General features: G+C 63.9%; 14 protein-coding genes. 10 read left to right on the forward strand and 4 right to left on the reverse strand.

Annotation, left to right across the window (positions count from 1 at the left end; all coding sequences use genetic code 11):
- Window positions 1-2 precede the first annotated feature (2 nt).
- On the forward strand, window positions 3-428 hold the full coding sequence (locus tag DOM45_RS19795; protein WP_110603435.1) for a type IV pilin protein: 426 nt from the start codon (window positions 3-5) through the stop codon (window positions 426-428).
- 16 nt (window positions 429-444) lie between these two features.
- Here DOM45_RS19795 and DOM45_RS19800 read toward each other — a convergent pair whose 3' ends face one another.
- Window positions 445-1026, reverse strand: a complete 582-nt coding sequence (locus DOM45_RS19800; RefSeq protein WP_110603413.1) for a GspH/FimT family pseudopilin — start codon at window positions 1024-1026, stop codon at window positions 445-447.
- Between the two features lie 59 nt (window positions 1027-1085).
- Between DOM45_RS19800 and thiO the strand changes: the two genes are divergently transcribed.
- A complete protein-coding gene (gene thiO, locus DOM45_RS19805) occupies window positions 1086-2168 on the forward strand; it encodes a glycine oxidase ThiO (RefSeq protein ID WP_110603415.1) in 1083 nt (360 codons plus the stop codon).
- Between the two features lie 94 nt (window positions 2169-2262).
- Window positions 2263-3903, forward strand: coding sequence for an NAD+ synthase (locus DOM45_RS19810; protein WP_110603417.1), 1641 nt, complete (start codon window positions 2263-2265; stop codon window positions 3901-3903).
- Window positions 3904-4063: 160 nt separating this feature from the next.
- On the opposite strand, the gene DOM45_RS19815 is transcribed toward DOM45_RS19810, so the two are convergent.
- Complete coding sequence (locus DOM45_RS19815) at window positions 4064-4876, reverse strand: outer membrane protein assembly factor BamD (protein WP_110603437.1); 813 nt, start codon at window positions 4874-4876, stop codon at window positions 4064-4066.
- Window positions 4877-5022: 146 nt separating this feature from the next.
- On the opposite strand from DOM45_RS19815, the gene rluD reads away from it, so the two are divergent.
- The 3 genes from rluD (at window position 5023) to clpB (ending at window position 9554) form a co-directional block, all read left to right on the forward strand.
- Window positions 5023-5979 (forward strand): 23S rRNA pseudouridine(1911/1915/1917) synthase RluD, encoded by a 957-nt coding sequence (rluD, locus tag DOM45_RS19820; RefSeq protein ID WP_110603418.1) that lies wholly within the window; start codon window positions 5023-5025, stop codon window positions 5977-5979.
- A gap of 50 nt (window positions 5980-6029) precedes the next feature.
- Window positions 6030-6785, forward strand: coding sequence for a peptidoglycan editing factor PgeF (pgeF, locus tag DOM45_RS19825; RefSeq protein ID WP_110603438.1), 756 nt, complete (start codon window positions 6030-6032; stop codon window positions 6783-6785).
- Between the two features lie 183 nt (window positions 6786-6968).
- Entirely contained in the window at window positions 6969-9554 is a 2586-nt protein-coding gene (gene clpB / locus DOM45_RS19830; RefSeq protein ID WP_110603421.1) for an ATP-dependent chaperone ClpB, read from the forward strand.
- A gap of 106 nt (window positions 9555-9660) precedes the next feature.
- Here clpB and DOM45_RS19835 read toward each other — a convergent pair whose 3' ends face one another.
- The gene (locus DOM45_RS19835; protein WP_110603423.1) at window positions 9661-11004 is read right to left on the reverse strand and encodes a sugar porter family MFS transporter; all 1344 of its coding nucleotides are present in this window, start codon (window positions 11002-11004) and stop codon (window positions 9661-9663) included.
- A 609-nt stretch (window positions 11005-11613) separates the two neighbouring features.
- Here DOM45_RS19835 and DOM45_RS19840 point away from each other — a divergent pair.
- Both DOM45_RS19840 and ilvN read left to right on the forward strand, forming a co-directional pair.
- Window positions 11614-13338, forward strand: coding sequence for an acetolactate synthase 3 large subunit (locus DOM45_RS19840; RefSeq protein ID WP_110603424.1), 1725 nt, complete (start codon window positions 11614-11616; stop codon window positions 13336-13338).
- A complete protein-coding gene (gene ilvN, locus DOM45_RS19845) occupies window positions 13338-13829 on the forward strand; it encodes an acetolactate synthase small subunit (RefSeq protein ID WP_110603426.1) in 492 nt (163 codons plus the stop codon). Before DOM45_RS19840 ends, ilvN begins: the two co-directional genes overlap by 1 nt.
- 79 nt (window positions 13830-13908) lie before the next feature.
- Here ilvN and ilvY read toward each other — a convergent pair whose 3' ends face one another.
- Window positions 13909-14793, reverse strand: coding sequence for an HTH-type transcriptional activator IlvY (gene ilvY, locus DOM45_RS19850; RefSeq protein WP_110603428.1), 885 nt, complete (start codon window positions 14791-14793; stop codon window positions 13909-13911).
- A gap of 192 nt (window positions 14794-14985) precedes the next feature.
- Here ilvY and ilvC point away from each other — a divergent pair, with 192 nt between their 5' ends.
- Window positions 14986-16002 (forward strand): ketol-acid reductoisomerase, encoded by a 1017-nt coding sequence (gene ilvC / locus DOM45_RS19855; protein ID WP_110603430.1) that lies wholly within the window; start codon window positions 14986-14988, stop codon window positions 16000-16002.
- A 163-nt stretch (window positions 16003-16165) separates the two neighbouring features.
- On the forward strand, window positions 16166-17038 hold the full coding sequence (gene pssA / locus DOM45_RS19860; RefSeq protein WP_110603431.1) for a CDP-diacylglycerol--serine O-phosphatidyltransferase: 873 nt from the start codon (window positions 16166-16168) through the stop codon (window positions 17036-17038).
- The last annotated feature ends 78 nt before the right edge of the window (window positions 17039-17116 follow it).

Consider the following 17116-nt stretch of genomic DNA (forward strand, 5'->3'; position numbering starts at 1 on the left):
GGATGAATAAACTATTGCGTGCCCGCGGCTTTACCCTGATCGAGCTGATGATCGCGGTCGCGATCGTCGGGATTCTGGCGGCCATCGCCATCCCGAACTATCTCCGCTATGTCGAGCGGGCGCAGGCGCGGGATGCCCAGGCGGCGATGCAGGCTCTGGCGCTGAACCTGGAGCGGCGCTACTCGCAGACCTACCGCTATGGGGAGGAGTCCGGCGATGCCGTCTCTCCCTCGACATTGGGCCTCTCTCCCAGCCAGTCCCCGGAAAGTGGCACCGCCCGATATGGCCTGGTCGTGGAGATCGACGACGGCGGCCAGCGCTATTTGATCACTGCCAGTCGCGCGGATGGCCGCACCAGTGGAACGTGCGACATCATGAGTCTGGACAGCCAGGGGAGTCGCGCGCCGGCGCCCGGCAGTTGCGATTGAGCCTGGCCCGTCAGGTCTAGTTCTCGTCTTTCACTGCCTTGGCAGCGATCGTGTCGAGCCGAATACGGGCAAAGTGCACGACGATCCTGTGGCCTCCCCCGGCCGCAGCCGGGTTGGTGAGGGTGAAGGTCCCGAACTGTCGCCCCCGGGTGAATCCCAGCGGCGTGTAGCCCATGCCCTTGGCAAAGCTGTTGGCGGTAATGCTGACCTGATTCCCGTTGGGGCGACTCACCGCGAGCATGCGCTCGTCATCGTCAGGCTGGCCGTTGCCATTGCCATCGATGAACAGCAGTAAGGTATCGTCCCACTGGCCATTATTGCTGCAGGTCACCTCGTCCTCGGTCGGGCAGAGCCAGGTCGGCTGCCCGCTGGTGGCGGCTTCCTGTCTTGCCCTTCTTATCAACTGCCATACCCGTTCCACTTCCTTGTCCAGCGTCATGCGGGCGCTCAGGTTCGCCAGGCCGGGCGCGGCCCAGCTCGCCAGAATGCCGAGAATGACCACGCAGATCATCAGCTCGATGAGTGTGAAGCCTCGCTGCAGCCGCCTCGTCAACGGATGATCGGTGCCGGGTTGCAGGGATGAAGCTCGAGAGACCATTGCGGCGTCCGGGTTCTGGACGAATGATAGAATCGTCCTTTTATCAGGATATCGACACCATGCAGGATTTCTTGATCGTGGGCGGCGGTGTCATCGGCATGATGACGGCGCTGCAGCTGGCCGATGCCGGCCATTCGGTGGCGTTGGTCGAGCGTGGCCAGTGTGGCCGTGAGGCTTCCTGGGCGGGCGGCGGTATCGTTTCGCCGCTCTACCCGTGGCGTTACTCGAAAGCGATATCGGCCCTTTCCAGCTGGTCCGAGGGGCGCTACCCCGAGCTGGCCGGGCGGCTGTTCGAGGAGACGGGCATCGACCCGGAGTATCGCCAGAAGGGGTTGCTCTACCTGCGCGTCGACGACGCCGACCGAGCCCTGCGCTGGGCGCGGGAGGTGGCCAAGCCGCTGGCCACGATCGGCGCCGAGGAGCTCTACGCCAGAGAGCCCAATGCGGCGCCAGGCTTCGATGACGCGTTGTGGATGCCGACGCTTGGCAGCATCCGCAATCCGCGCCTGGTCAAGGCGCTGCGGGCGCGGCTCGAGCGCATGACGCAGGTCGAGATCCATGAGCGGTGCGAGGTAGCCGGCCTTGTCCGGCGCGGATCGGTGATCGAGGGGGTGGAGACGTCCGCCGGGGCGATTCGTGCCGGGCAGACGATCATCTGCGGGGGGGCCTGGTCGCGGGGGCTGCTGGCGGATATCGGGGTCGAGTTGGCCGTGCGTCCGGTCAAGGGGCAGATGATCCTTTTCAAGGCGCCGGCGGGGCTGGTCGAGCGGGTCGTGCTCAAGGATGGCCGCTACGTGATCCCGCGGGGAGACGGCCGCGTGCTGGCCGGCTCCACGCTGGAAGAGGTCGGCTTCGACAAGCAGACCACGTCGGCAGCCCTCGAGTCGCTGCATGCAAGCGCCCTGTCGATCATCCCGCAGTTGGCCCGGTGTCCGGTCGAGCAGCAGTGGGCGGGGCTGCGCCCCGGCTCGCCGGATGGCGTGCCGACGATCGGCGCGGTGCCTGGCTTCGACGGTCTGCACGTCAATGCGGGCCATTATCGCAACGGATTGGTGCTGGCGCCGGCAGCCACGCGGTTGCTGGTCGACCAGCTGATCGGCTGCGAGCCGATCGTCGATCCGTCCCCGTACCGGCTGATCTGAGGCGCTGTTTTGCCTCTGTACCCGGCATGCGCGAAAATGGATGACGGCCACCGAGGCGCTTGAGCGCCGCATCTGTCTGGAGACGAGTTTACCCATGCAAGACCTGACCCTGGTGATGGCGCAACTGGACCCGATGGTGGGCGATATCGCCGGTAATACCGCGGCGGCCATCGAGGCGGTGCGTGAGGCACGCATCGAGCATGGCGCGGATGTGGTTGTCTTCAGCGAGCTGTTCCTGACCGGTTATCCGCCGGAGGATCTGCTGCTGCGCGAGGCGATGGAGTCGCGACTGCAGGACGCCCTGGCAGAGATGGCGCAGAAGATCGACAGGATCGCGCCGCAGACCCTCGTCATCGTCGGCTATCCGGGCGTTCGCGACGGCCGACGCCACAACCTGGCCGGGGTGCTGCTGGGCGGTGAGTGGCGCGGCGAATATGCCAAGCAGGCGCTGCCCAATTACCAGGTGTTCGACGAGGATCGTTACTTCGAGCCGGGACACGAACCCCTGATCGTCGAGCACAAGGGGGCGAAGCTCGGGATTCTGATCTGCGAGGACCTGTGGGATGGCGCGCCGGTGCGTCAATCCGCAGAGGCTGGTGCCGATATCCTGGTGACCCTCAACGCCTCCCCGTTTCATCTCGACAAGCCCGCCGAGCGGGAGCGGCTGTTCGCCGAGCGCGCACGCGAAGTGGAGAAGCCGCTGGTCTACGTCAACGCCATCGGCGGCCAGGACGAACTGGTGTTCGACGGCGGCTCGCTGGTGCTGGACGCCACCGGGGAGGTCGCCGTGCGGGCGCCGTTCTGGCAGGTCGGGCTGATGCCGGTGCGCTTCACCCGGGATGCCATGGGCTGGGAGCCGCAAGAGGGCGAGCGTGAACCACTGCTGGGCGCCGAGGAGAATCTCTACTGCGCGCTGGTCACCGGCCTTCGCGACTACGTCAACAAGAGCGGTTTCAAGGGCGTGGTGATGGGGCTCTCCGGTGGTATCGACTCGTCGTTGTCGCTGGCCATTGCCGTCGATGCGCTGGGCCCGGATCGGGTCCACGCGGTGATGATGCCGTATCACTATACTGCCGAGATCTCCCAGGCCGATGCCGCCGAACAGGCCAGGATGCTCGGTGTCGGCTACGAGGTGATGCCGATCGCGCCGATGGTGGAGGCCTTCACCGCGACGCTGGCCGAGAGCTTCAGCGGGCTGGCGGCGGATACCACCGAAGAGAACCTGCAGTCCCGCGTGCGCGGCGTGCTGCTGATGGCGATCTCCAACAAGAAGGGGCTGATGGTCCAGACCACCGGCAACAAGAGCGAGATGGCGGTGGGCTATGCCACGCTCTACGGCGATATGGTCGGCGGCTACAATGCGCTCAAGGATGTCTACAAGACCTGGGTCTATCGGCTGGCCAACTGGCGCAACGCCCAGGAGCCGGCGATTCCCGAGCGGGTCATCAGCCGCCCGCCCTCGGCCGAGCTGGCGCCGGATCAGCAGGACAGCGACTCGCTGCCGGGCTACGACGTGCTGGATGCGATTCTCGAACGCTATATCGAAGGCGACATGAGCGCGGAAGCGATCATCGAGGCGGGATTCGAGCGCGACGACGTCTATCAGGTGGTCAAGCTGGTCGACCGCAACGAATACAAGCGCCGCCAGGCGCCGGTCGGCGTGCGTGTCACGCTCAGAGGGTTCGGGCGCGACCGCCGCTATCCCATCGTCAACGGCTGGAAGCCGGGGAGCTGATCCCCGCCCGACTTCGTCGGGAGCTGTAAGTCATCAGCGGTAAGCTGTAAGAAAAACCAAAAGCCCAAGACACCGCTCTTGGCAGGTAGTGGCTACTTCTTTCAGCTTCCAGGCGCGTAGCGCCGCTCTTATGGCTTATGGCTCCCGAGCGAAGCCGGGGTTAGCCTTTGGCCGTCAGCGGCGGGTCGACATTGACGTGCTTGGGCACGAAGGTATCGCCGTCGAGCTGGCTATTGTCCGGATCGTTCTCGATCAGCGTCTGCAGCACGGTTTCGGCGCGGTCACGCATCTTCAATCCCAGATAGCCCTCCACCATCACCGCCAGGGCGTCGCGGGTGGCGGTGGACTTGGGATAGTGCTCGATCACCCAGCGGCCGCGCTCGACGGCCGCGACATAGGCCCCTTTGCGCAGATAGAAGTCGGCCACCTGCAGCTCGTGGCGCGCCATCACGTTGCGCAGGTAGATGATGCGCTGACGGGCATCCGGGGCATAGGCGCTGTCGGGAAAGCGGCGCACCAGTTCGCCGAAGTCGACGTAGGCGTCACGTGAGGCACCCAGGTCACGCTTGGAGATGTCGATCAACTCCATGCTCTCGAGGCTGAAGCGACCTGCCTGATAGGCGCCGAGACCGCGCATGTAGTAGGCGTAGTCGACCTGCGGATGATCCGGATGGAGGCGAATGAAGCGACTGGCGGCGGCGCGAGTCTTTTCCCAGTCCTCGACTCGATAGTAGGCGTAGATCAGTTCGAGTTGCGCCTGTTCGGCATAGCGGCCGAAGGGGAATCGGGTATCCAGCGCTTCCAGCTGCGTTACCGCGGTACTGTAACGGCCGGCATCGAGGGAGCTCTGGGCTTGCTGGTAAAGATCCTGCTCCTGCAGGTCGGGGGCAGGCTCATTGCTGGCACAGCCAGCGAGCAGTGCGCCTGCCAGCAACAGGGCGGCCAGAGCGGAACATCGCGCAGAAAATCGCATCATCATCCTCGTATCAACCATTCCTTGGCGGCCGTGCTAGAATCCGCCGAATTCGACTCACTATAAAGCAAACCCTTGTACCGACGAAACGCGCCGACGAAACGCAGCGGCGACACGTACCGGCGAAACGGAACCGATCCTCACGTATGGCTGACATCCTCAAGCGCGATGAGCGTGTACCCGAGCATCTGGCAGGGCGACGTCTCGACCAGACCGCAGCCGAAATGTTCCCCGAATTCTCGCGAGAGCGCCTCAAGAGCTGGATTCAGCAGGGCGAGTTGACGGTCGACGGAGAGAAGGCCCGGCCCAAGGATAAGGTGATCGGCGGCGAGCGGCTAGCACTCGACACCCGGCTCGAGGAAGAGACCCGCTGGGAGCCTCAGGCGATTCCGCTGTCGATCGTGTTCGAGGACGACGACGTCATGGTGATCGACAAGCCTGCCGGGCTGGTCGTGCATCCCGCCGCCGGCAATCCCGATGGCACGCTGCTCAATGCACTGCTGCATCACCATGCCCCATTGGCGGCGATCCCACGGGCGGGTATCGTTCATCGTCTCGACAAGGACACGACCGGGCTGATGATGGTGGCGAAGACGCTGACGGCGCAGACCGCGCTGGTGGCTCAGTTGCAGGCGCGGACGGTGTCGCGGGAGTACGATGCCATCGTGGTGGGCGCGATGACCGCCGGCGGCAAGGTAGATGCGCCGATCGGGCGTCACCCCAAGGATCGTCAGCGTCAGGCGGTGATCGCCTCGGGCAAGCCGGCGGTCACGCACTATCGCGTCAACGAGCGCTTTCGCGCGCACACTCACGTTCGCTGCCGGCTCGAGACCGGTCGGACGCATCAGATCCGAGTGCACATGGCGCACGTTCGCTACCCGCTGATCGGCGACCCGGTCTACGGGGGAAGGCTCAAGTTGCCGGCCGGGGCGGGCGACTCGCTGAAGACGCTGCTCAGGACGTTTCCGCGCCAGGCCCTGCATGCGCATAAATTGCGCTTCGACCACCCCGTCAACGGGGCGCCGATCGAGTGCAAGGCACCGCTACCCGACGACATGTTTCTGCTGCTGGATGGACTGCGTGAGGATCAGGAGGCCGATTGATGCATTCATCCTCGTGTTCGTCGCCACTGACGAATGACTCCGAGCCATCGATGAGCGACGCGCCGACCCTGCTGCTACCTGACTGGCTCGCGCCGAGCACCGTGGGTGCCCTCGTCACCACGCGCGAGACCGGGCCCAGCCGTGGCGATTTTGCGGCTTTCAATCCGGCGGCTCACGTCGGGGACGATCCCCAGTCCGTGATTAGCTGCCGTGACCGGCTGGCGGCGGAGGTCGGCGACGAGCGGCCGCTGTTGTGGCTCGACCAGGTGCATGGCGCACGCGTCATGCAGAACTTCCAGGACGGGTACCGGCAGCATCCGCCCCAGGCCGACGCCTCGGTGGCGTTCGATCGCGGCCACGCCTGCGTCATCCTCACCGCGGATTGCCTGCCGGTCTTCTTCTGCGATCGCCAGGGAACGCGGGTCGGGTTGGCCCATGCCGGCTGGCGCGGGCTGGCGGGGGGCGTGCTGGAGGCGAGCGTGGCGGCACTGGGTGTCGACCCGGAGGAGTTGATGGCGTGGATGGGGCCGGCCATCTCCAATGCCCAGTTCGAGGTCGGCCCGGAAGTCTTCGAAGCCTTCGTGGCACTGCAGCCGGAAGCCGAGATGGCTTTCGATCGCAGCCCTTATCGCCTGGGGCATTACATGGCGGATCTCTACCGGCTCGCCCGACTCCGGCTGGAGCGTGTCGGCGTGCATTCGATCAGCGGCGGTCATTTCTGCACCGCCTGTGAATCCCGTTTCTACTCCCATCGCCGCGATGACGGCCGTACCGGGCGCATGGCCAGCATGATCTGGCTGCGCTGATTCGCCTTCACGGTCGCCGGAATCTCCTCACTCCATGAATTTCATTCGTCTGTGGCGTTCTGTCGCAGCGAATTTTTCATTCGCTTCGCTTGAAAAGATCCAACATACCTCCATTTAAGTGTCAACTAATGAATAACCGAGCCGCCGGGCCATGACCTGCAACGGCTCCTTGGAGGCGAAGATATGCGTATGGATCGCATGACGACCAAGCTACAGAACGCCCTGGCCGAAGCGCAGTCGCTGGCGGTAGGGCGAGGACACAACCAGCTCGACCCGGGGCACCTGCTGATGGCACTGCTCGAGATGCGCGATAGCGGCATCAAGGGTCTGGTACAGAAGGCGGGCGGCGACGTCAGCCGGTTGCGGGAAGGGCTGGCCGGCTATCTCGACAAGCTGCCCGAAGTCGGCCAGTTCGATGGCAACGTCAGCATGAGCCAGGACCTGGCGCGGCTGTTCAACCTGGCCGATCGCGAGGCCCAGACCCGCGGCGACCAGTACATCGCGATCGAGCTGGTGCTGCTCGCGGCGCTGGACATGAAGAATGGGCTCACCAAGGTGTTGACCCAATCGGGTCTGGACCGCAAGCGACTGGCCACGGCGATCGGCGAGCTGCGCGGCGGCGCCAATGTCGATGATGCCAATGCCGAAGAGAAGCGGGAGGCGCTGGAAAAATACACCCTCGACCTGACCGCCCGGGCAACCGAGGGCAAGCTCGATCCGGTGATCGGTCGCGACGACGAGATTCGGCGCACGATCCAGGTCCTGCAGCGTCGCACCAAGAACAATCCGGTGTTGATCGGTGAGCCAGGCGTGGGCAAGACCGCGATCGTCGAAGGGCTGGCACAGCGTATCGTCAATGGCGAGGTGCCCGAGGGGCTGAAAGAGAAGCGAGTGCTCTCTCTCGACATGGGCTCGCTGCTGGCGGGCGCCAAGTTCCGTGGCGAGTTCGAGGAGCGGCTGAAGTCCGTACTCAACGAGCTGTCGAAGGAAGAGGGGCGCGTCATTCTGTTCATCGACGAGCTGCACACCATGGTCGGTGCCGGCAAGGGCGAGGGCGCGATGGATGCCGGCAACATGCTCAAGCCGGCGCTGGCCCGCGGCGAACTGCACTGCGTCGGCGCGACCACGCTCGACGAGTATCGCCAGTACATCGAGAAGGACGCGGCCCTGGAGCGGCGCTTCCAGAAGGTGCTGGTGGACGAGCCTAGCGAAGAGGACACCATCGCTATCCTGCGCGGGCTCAAGGAGCGCTACGAGGTTCATCACGGGGTCGACATCACCGACGGGGCGATCATCGCCGCGGCCAAGCTCTCGACCCGCTACATCACCGACCGGCAGCTTCCCGACAAGGCGATCGACCTGATCGACGAAGCCGCATCGCGCATTCGCATGGAGCTCGACTCCAAGCCGGAAGAGATGGACCGGCTCGACCGGCGCCTGATCCAGCTCAAGATGGAGCGCGAGGCGCTGAAGAAGGAGACCGACGAGGCTTCGCGCAAGCGCCTCGAGAATCTCGAGACTCTGATCACCGAACTCGAGCGCGAATACGCCGATCTCGAGGAAGTCTGGAAATCCGAGAAGGCCAGCATCCAGGGCGCGGCCCAGTACAAGGCCGACCTCGAGCAGGCGCGTATCGACCTGGAGGCCGCCCGGCGCCAGGGCGACCTGGGGAAAATGTCGGAACTGCAGTACGGCGTAATCCCGAGGCTCGAGCAGCAGATCGCGGAGAGCAGCGACAGCGACGGTGCGGACACCTCGACACATCAGCTGCTGCGCTCCAACGTGACCGAGGAGGAGATCGCCGAAGTCGTGTCGAGATGGACCGGGATCCCGGTCTCCAAGATGCTCGAGGGCGAGCGCGACAAGTTGCTGCGCATGGAAGAGGCCCTGCACGAGCGGGTCATTGGCCAGGACGAGGCGGTCAAGGCGGTTGCCAATGCGGTGCGCCGCTCGCGTGCCGGGCTGTCCGATCCGAACCGGCCCAACGGTTCGTTTCTGTTCCTCGGCCCCACGGGGGTGGGCAAGACCGAACTGTGCAAGTCGCTGGCCAACTTCCTGTTCGATACCGAAGAGTCGATGGTGCGCATCGACATGTCGGAGTTCATGGAGAAGCACTCCGTGGCCCGCCTGATCGGCGCGCCGCCGGGCTATGTCGGCTATGAAGAGGGCGGCTATCTGACCGAAGCCGTGCGTCGCAAACCCTACTCGGTGCTGCTGCTCGACGAGGTGGAGAAGGCGCATCCGGATGTCTTCAATATCCTGCTCCAGGTGCTGGAGGATGGGCGTCTGACCGATGGCCAGGGGCGCACCGTCGATTTCCGCAACACGGTGATCGTGATGACCTCGAACCTGGGCTCCGACGTGATCCAGCGCATGGGCGGCGAGGAGAGCGACTATTCCGCCATGCGCGATGCGGTGATGACGGTGGTGGGCAATCACTTCCGGCCGGAGTTGATCAACCGTATCGACGAGGTGGTGGTGTTCCACGCCCTCGGCCAGGAGCAGATCCAGGCGATCGCCTCGATCCAGCTCGACCGCTTGCGTAGCCGCCTGGCCGAACGCGATCTCAAGCTCGAGGTCAGCAGTGATGCGATGGCGCAACTGGCCGTGGTCGGCTTCGACCCGGTGTTCGGGGCGCGTCCGCTCAAGCGGGCGATCCAGAGTCGGATCGAGAACCCGCTGGCGCAGGACCTGCTTTCCGGCCGGTTCCTGCCGGGCGATACGATTCGCGTCCGCGCCGATGGCGACCATCTGGTGTTCGACAAGTAATGACCAGGCCCGGCGGTGCACCGGGCCTGGCGTCACTCTCCATTTCTGAAGCTACGGTCGCGTCCTGACCGTTTCCTGCCCGTGACGCCTGGCGTCACGGGCATTTTTAATGCCCCGATTCACCCTTCGGCGACAGCTTCTGCTGCAGTTTCTCCAGTGATATCCCCTTGGTCTCCGGCATCAAGAAGGCGACGAAGACGATCTGCAGCACCATCATGAAGGCGAAGAAGGCGAAGACCGGCCCGCCGTTGAAGATCCCCAGCACCCATGGCGTCACCAGGGTGATGACGGCGGCGAAGAACCAGTGGGTGAAGCTGCCGAGCGACTGGCCGCGTGCCCGCTCGCGGTTGGGGAAGATTTCGGAGATGAAGACCCAGATCACCGTGCCCTGACTGATGCCGTGGGCCGCGACGAACAGGCACAGCTGCAACGGGATCAGCGCGCCGCCCAGGTTATCGGTGAAGAAGGCGTGGGAGATGATCGACAACGAGACGATGTAGCCCACCGAGCCGATATACATCAGTGTCCGCCGACCGAAGCGGTCTATCAGGGCCATGCCGATCATGGTGAAGATCACCATGATCAGGCCGATGCCGGCAGTCGACAGCAGGGCTGCGTTATCGCCGAGCTGGGCGGCCTCGAGAATGCGCGGCGCGTAATAGAGCACGAAGTTGATGCCGGTGAACTGGTTGAAGAAGGCGATCAGGAAGGCCAGGACGATGGGGAGTCGATAGCGGCGCGAGAAGAAGCGCGAGTGGACCTTGTTGTCCTCGCGGTCGGCCGCCTGGATCTCCTCGATCTGTGCTTGGGTATCTCGCTGCGGATCGATCTGGTTCAGCACGTCGGCGGCGGTGCGCGTGTCCCCCTTGTTGAGGATCAGCCAGCGCGGGCTCTCCGGTACCTTGAGCAGCGCCAGCGTGTAGACGAGGGCCGGGACGGCCTCGACACCGACCATCCAGCGCCAGGCGTCATCGCCCAGCAGGCTGCCGAGGATGGCGTTGGAGACGTAGGCCATGAAGATCCCGAACACCACGTTGAACTGATAGAGCGCCACCAGGTTGCCGCGCCTTTCGGCCGGCGCGATCTCGGAGATGTAGGCCGGCGCGGCGACCGAAGACATCCCCACCCCGAAGCCGCCGATCAGGCGGAAGAACGAGAACCAGAACGGATCGGTGGCCAGTGCCGAACCCACCGCGGAGACGAAATAGAGCACGCCGATGATGAAGAGTGTCGCGCGCCGGCCCAGCCGGTCGGTCGGCCAGTTGCCGAAGATCGCGCCGAGCACCGTTCCCCATAGCGCCATCGACATGATGAACAGGCCGTGCTGAAGATCGCTCAGCCCCCACAGTTCCTGAATGGGCTTGTCCGCGCCGGATATCACGGCGGTGTCGAAACCGAAGAGAAAGCCTGCCATGGCCACGAACGCGGACCATTTCACGATGGGGGACATGCGCGTTACTCCATAGATGGGATTGTCCACGAGCTCATCGATCGGCGCCTCGAACTCGTTGCCAGCTGAAATTCAGTACAGCAGTGATGGCGGCGAGGCGCTGCGCGAAGCCCCTCAACTTTAGTCGATGCCGCTAGCGCGAAGCGGGCGCTCGAATCGTTCGCGTCCCGGCCGCGGGCGCCGGAGGTTGACAGTCCCGTGGCGCTGGTGGAATCTAGGCGGTTCCTGATTGCGGGCGCAGCCAATAACGGGCGATCCCCGGCCGCTGCGTGAAGGGTAGGTTCCGAGCGACCTCTACCCGCCTGTCGAAGGATATCTTTCTGAGGAAAGAAGGGCGCGGGCCACACGCCTGTTCCCGCCAACCCCGATACGGCGATCTGCCGTGTCAGGAGCCGTCGGTGCCAAGGTGCCAACGGTTCCTAAGAGTGCGGGTCCCCACCCCGGGCCCAGGACGCCAGGAAATGGCATCAGGCGCCGACGTTCAACCGTCGGCAGCGGCGTATCGCCGTGATTGAGCTTCGTGTTCGTGAATCGCGCCAACCATTCACGACCCGGGTTCTGTCATCAGAACCGCGAAGCGGCACTCGAACTTCCAGGGGAGACTCACCAGTGGAATTACTTTCCGGCGCCGATATGATCGCCCGCTTTCTGAAAGACGAAGGCGTCGAGCGCATCTATGGCTACCCGGGCGGAGCGGCGTTGCATATCTACGATGCCCTGTTCCGCCAGGATAGCGTTCAACACATTCTCGTTCGTCATGAACAGGCCGCGACCCACGCCGCCGATGGCTATGCTCGCGCCTCCGGCAAGCCCGGCGTGGTGCTGGTCACCTCCGGCCCGGGCGCGACCAACGCCGTTACCGGCATCGCCACGGCCTACATGGACTCGATCCCGATGGTGGTGCTGTGCGGCCAGGTCGCCAGCCACCTGATCGGGGAAGATGCCTTCCAGGAAACCGATATCGTCGGCGTGACGCGTCCGGTGGTGAAGCACAGCTTCTCGATCCGCCACCCGAGCGAGATCCCCGAAGTCCTGAAAAAGGCGTTCTACCTGGCGGCCACCGGCCGACCCGGCCCGGTGGTGGTCGACATCCCCAAGGACATGACCGCGCCCACCGAGCGTTACGAATACGTCTACCCGAAAAAGGTCAAGATCCGTTCCTACAACCCGGTGACCCGCGGGCATAGCGGCCAGATCAAGAAGGCCGTCGACATGATGCTCAAGGCGCGTCGGCCGGTGTTCTATACCGGTGGCGGTATCGTCACCGGGCGGGCCAGCGAAGCGTTGACCGATCTGGTCCAGCGGCTTGGCTTCCCGATCACCACCACGTTGATGGGAATCGGCGGCTATCCCCAGGGCGATCACCAGTCGCTGGGCTGGCTCGGCATGCACGGCAGCTATGAAGCCAACATGGCGATGCATCATGCCGACCTGATCGTCGCCATCGGCGCGCGCTTCGACGACCGCGTCACCAACAACACCTCGAAGTTCTGCCCCACCGCGAAGATCGTGCATGTCGATATCGACCCCAGCTCGATCTCCAAGACCGTACGCGCGGACGTGCCCATCGTCGGCGCGGCGGGCAGTGTGATCGACGAGATGATCAGCCTGGTCCAGGATCGCGAAGCGTCCAACGCCGAAGCGCTGGGCGAGTGGTGGAAGAGCATCGAGGGCTGGCGGGCCGAGCGCGAAGGCAAGCTCTACGAACCTTCGAAGGCGGGCGAAGCGCTCAAGCCCCAGGAGGTGATCGAAGCGGTCTATCGCGCCACCCGCGGCGAAGCCTTCGTCACCACCGACGTGGGTCAGCACCAGATGTTCGCGGCCCAGTACTACAAGTTCGCCAAGCCCAACCGCTTCATCACCTCGGGTGGCCTCGGCACCATGGGCTTCGGCTTTCCGGCGGCGATGGGCATCAAGCTCAGCTATCCGCAGGACGATGTGGTCTGCTTCACCGGTGAAGGCAGCTTCCAGATGATGATGCAGGAGCTGTCGACCTGTAAGCAGTTCGATGTCGGCGTCAAGATCGTCAACCTCAACAACCAGTCGTTGGGGATGGTGCGCCAGTGGCAGGATCTCAACTACAAGTCCCGCCACGCCCACTCCTACATGGAGTCTCTGCCGGACTTCGCCAAGCTGATCGAGGCCTACGGCTTCACCGCGATCAAGGTGACGACCTTGGATGAGCTGGCACCGGCGCTGGAGCGTGCCTTCGCCGATACCAACGAGCTCGTGTTCCTCGATATCTACGTCGACCCCTTCGAACACGTCTATCCGATGCAGGTGCCGCTGGGCTCCATGCGTGACATGCTGCTTTCGAAGACGGAGCGGACCTGATGCGCCATATCATCTCGATTCTGCTGGAAAACGAACCCGGCGCCCTGTCCCGCGTGGTGGGGCTGTTCTCCCAGCGCAACTTCAACATCGAAACCCTCAACGTGGCGCCGACGGAGGATCCGTCGCTGTCGCGGCTGACCGTCACCACGGTGGGCGACGACCGGGTGATCGAGCAGATCACCAAGCATCTCAACAAGCTGATCGACGTGGTCAAGCTGGTCGACCTGACCGAGGGCAACCATATCGAGCGTGAGCTGATGCTGGTCAAGGTCAAGGCGCTGGGCGCCGCGCGCGATGAAGTGAAGCGTACGGCGGATATCTTCCGCGCCCAGATCGTCGACGTCACGCCGAGCGTCTATACCGTGCAGATCACCGGCGATGCCGGCAAGCTCGACGCCTTCGTCCAGGCGATGGCGCCGATCGGTATCCTCGAGGTCGCGCGGACCGGCGTATCCGGCATCGCGCGTGGGGACAAGCTGCTCACGTTGTAGGTGACCGGTGGTGGAGCGACGCCCGGCGGAAGCGATTCCGTCGGGCGTTTTGCGTTTGTCGTCGCTGCGGCGGGCCGGGTCAGTTCGGCAACTGAGCCCAGAGCGCGTCGATCAGCGCGCTCTTCAAGCGGCGTTTGAGCACGCACAGGCCGACGTCGTAATGAGGCAGCTCCGGCTTGACCGGAAGGATCATGATGCGGTCCAGCAGCGGGCTGTTGTCGAGCACGATACGTGGCACGATGCCGACGCCGAATCCCAGCCCCACCATGCTGACGATCGCTTCGTTGCCGGCGACCTGGGCATAGATGCGCGGACTGATCCCCATGGCACGGAACCAGGTATCGGCGTGATCTCGTGACAGGCCCGATTCCGACAGGATCATCGGCACCCCTTTCCACTGCGACGGGGTCGGTATATCCGGCGTCTTCGGCAGCCAGTCAGCACCATCACGCGGGGCGATGAAGACCAGCGGCGATGTCGCCAGCGGCTTGAATGCCAGCGCATCCGGCAGGCTGCGCGGGCGCGCCGTGATGGCGATGTCCTCCTGTTCCGCCTGGACGCGGGCGATGGCATCCGCCGGGTCTCCGGTGTGGAGCTTGATCTCGATGCGCGGGTGGCGCAGCCGGAACTCGCTGAGCAGTCGATACAGGAAGCTGTAGCTGGCGGTGACCGAGCAGTAGATGCTGATTTCGCCGGCCAGCTCACGGGTCTCTGCCATCAAGGTGGCCTGCATCGCCTGCCACTGCTCCAGCGTCTCCCGGGCGTAGGCGTGGAACAGCAGGCCTTCCCGCGTCAGCGTGACGTGACGGTTGTCGCGCTCGAACAGCGTGACGCCGAGCGTCTCCTCGAGCTGGCGAATCGAACGGCTCAGCGTCGATGGACTGATATGGCAGGCATCGCTGGCCCGACCGAAGTGGAGGTGGTCGGCCAGTGCCAGGAAGTGGGTGAGCGGGCGGTAGTCCATGGTCGTTTCACATTTCGAAATGTCGCATTGCAAATATAGCGTTTTACGCAACATATTGCCTGGCTTATCGTGGCGTCAGGCTGAAGAAATGGGCACCGCGACAGACGGCGCCAATGGCCATTAACGCCAAGGGTTGTTCAGTACGACAGTTTCGAGCAGAACGCTCGCCAGAACCGACTTCCGGAGTTCGATATGCACGTTTATTACGACAAGGATTGTGACCTCTCCCTGATCCAGGCCAAACAGGTCACGATCGTCGGCTATGGCTCCCAGGGCCACGCTCACGCCAATAACCTGAAGGAGTCCGGTGTCGACGTGACCGTCGGCCTGCGCAAGGGTTCTTCCTCGGCAGCCAAGGCCGAGAGCGCCGGCCTCAAGGTCGCCAGCGTCGCGGAAGCGTGCAAGACCGCCGACGTCGTCATGATCCTGGCGCCGGATGAAAACCAGAAGACGATCTACGAGCAGGAGATCGAACCGAATCTGAAAGAGGGCGCCACCATCGCCTTCGCCCACGGCTTCAACATCCATTACAGCCAGGTCGAGCCGCGCGCCGATCTCGACGTGATCATGGTCGCGCCCAAGGCGCCGGGCCACACCGTGCGCTCCGAGTTCGTGCGCGGCGGCGGTATCCCCGACCTGATCGCGATCCACCAGAACGCCTCCGGCCAGGCCAAGGAGATCGCCCTCTCCTACGCGGCAGCCATCGGTGGCGGTCGCAGCGGGATCATCGAGACCACCTTCAAGGACGAGACCGAGACCGATCTGTTCGGCGAGCAGGCAGTCCTCTGTGGTGGCGCCGTGGAACTGGTCAAGGCGGGTTTCGAAACCCTGACCGAAGCGGGCTACGCTCCGGAGATGGCCTACTTCGAGTGTCTTCACGAGCTCAAGCTGATCGTCGACCTGATGTACGAAGGCGGCATCGCCAACATGAACTACTCGATCTCCAACAATGCCGAGTACGGTGAGTACGTGACCGGCCGCGAGATCATCAACGAGAGCTCGAAAGAGGCGATGCGCAAGGCGCTCAAGCGCATCCAGGATGGCGAGTATGCCAAGATGTTCATCGCCGAGGGCGCCTGCAACTACGCCTCGCTGAATGCACGCCGCCGTCAGACGGCCGAGCATCCGGTCGAGCAGGTCGGTGCCAAGCTGCGTGCCATGATGCCGTGGATCACGGCCAACCAGCTGGTCGACAAGAGCAAGAACTGATCACCGATCGGTCGACGGCTCATGCGGGGGCGCGACGACAGTCGCGCCCCCGTTTTGTTTGACGGGTTCTGCTTTCTCGCAGGCATCTGTCGCGATTCCCGCTAGGCTGTAGAATGAGTCGGCTACAATGCCTTGGCGCACTCGACACTAAAGGACTCGCTTCATGACGCAGGATGACCGCCACCACGAGCAAGAGCCCGAGACGATCACGATCGGGGCCACGTCTCCGCTCTTCGATGATGAAGACGAAGTCATCGAGGAAACCGTCGAGAACGGTAAGCGCATCCGCCGCCGCGGTATCTACTTGTTGCCCAACCTGTTCACACTTTCGGCGCTGTTCGCTGGCTTCTACTCCATCGTTGCTGCGATGAACGGGGATTACGCCAAGGCAGCCATCGCCATCTTCATCGCCATGGTGCTCGATGGGCTGGACGGTCGTGTCGCTCGACTGACCAATACCCAGAGTGCGTTTGGCGCCGAGTTCGACAGCCTGGCCGACATGGTCTCGTTCGGGATGGCACCGGCGCTGGTCGCGTTCACCTGGATATTGCAGGACATCGGCAAGATCGGCTGGATCGCGGCATTCATCTTCGTCGCGGGCGCCGCACTGCGCCTGGCACGCTTCAACGTTCAGATCGGCAGCACCGACAAGAAGTGGTTCGTCGGCTTGCCCAGCCCGTCGGCAGCGGCCATCGTGGCTGCCTGCGTATGGGTGTTTCACACCTTCGATGCCGAGTCGTTGGGCTTCAAGGTGCTGATGACCGTCGTGGTGGCCGCCGCCGGCGTACTGATGGTCAGCAACGTGCGCTACCACAGCTTCAAGGAGATCGATTTCAAGGGGCCAGTACCGTTCGTGTTCCTGCTGGCGATCGTACTGCTGTTCGTTTTGATCTCCATCGAACCCTCCGTGATGCTGCTGACACTGTTCGGTTGCTATGTCGTGTCGGGGCCGATACTGGCACTGGGACGCCTGAACAAGGCGCGTCGAGAGAAGCGTCGTAGTGAAGCGGGCGGGCAGAACGCCCAGGATGACTAGCGTCGGACAAGATTCGAATCGCTGAAACGCCCGCCCCGCGCGGGCGTTTCGGTCTTTGGGGGGTGGCGGCGGGAGGGT

The sequence above is a fragment of the Salinicola lusitanus genome, assembly GCF_003206045.1.
Lineage (GTDB): Bacteria > Pseudomonadota > Gammaproteobacteria > Pseudomonadales > Halomonadaceae > Salinicola > Salinicola lusitanus.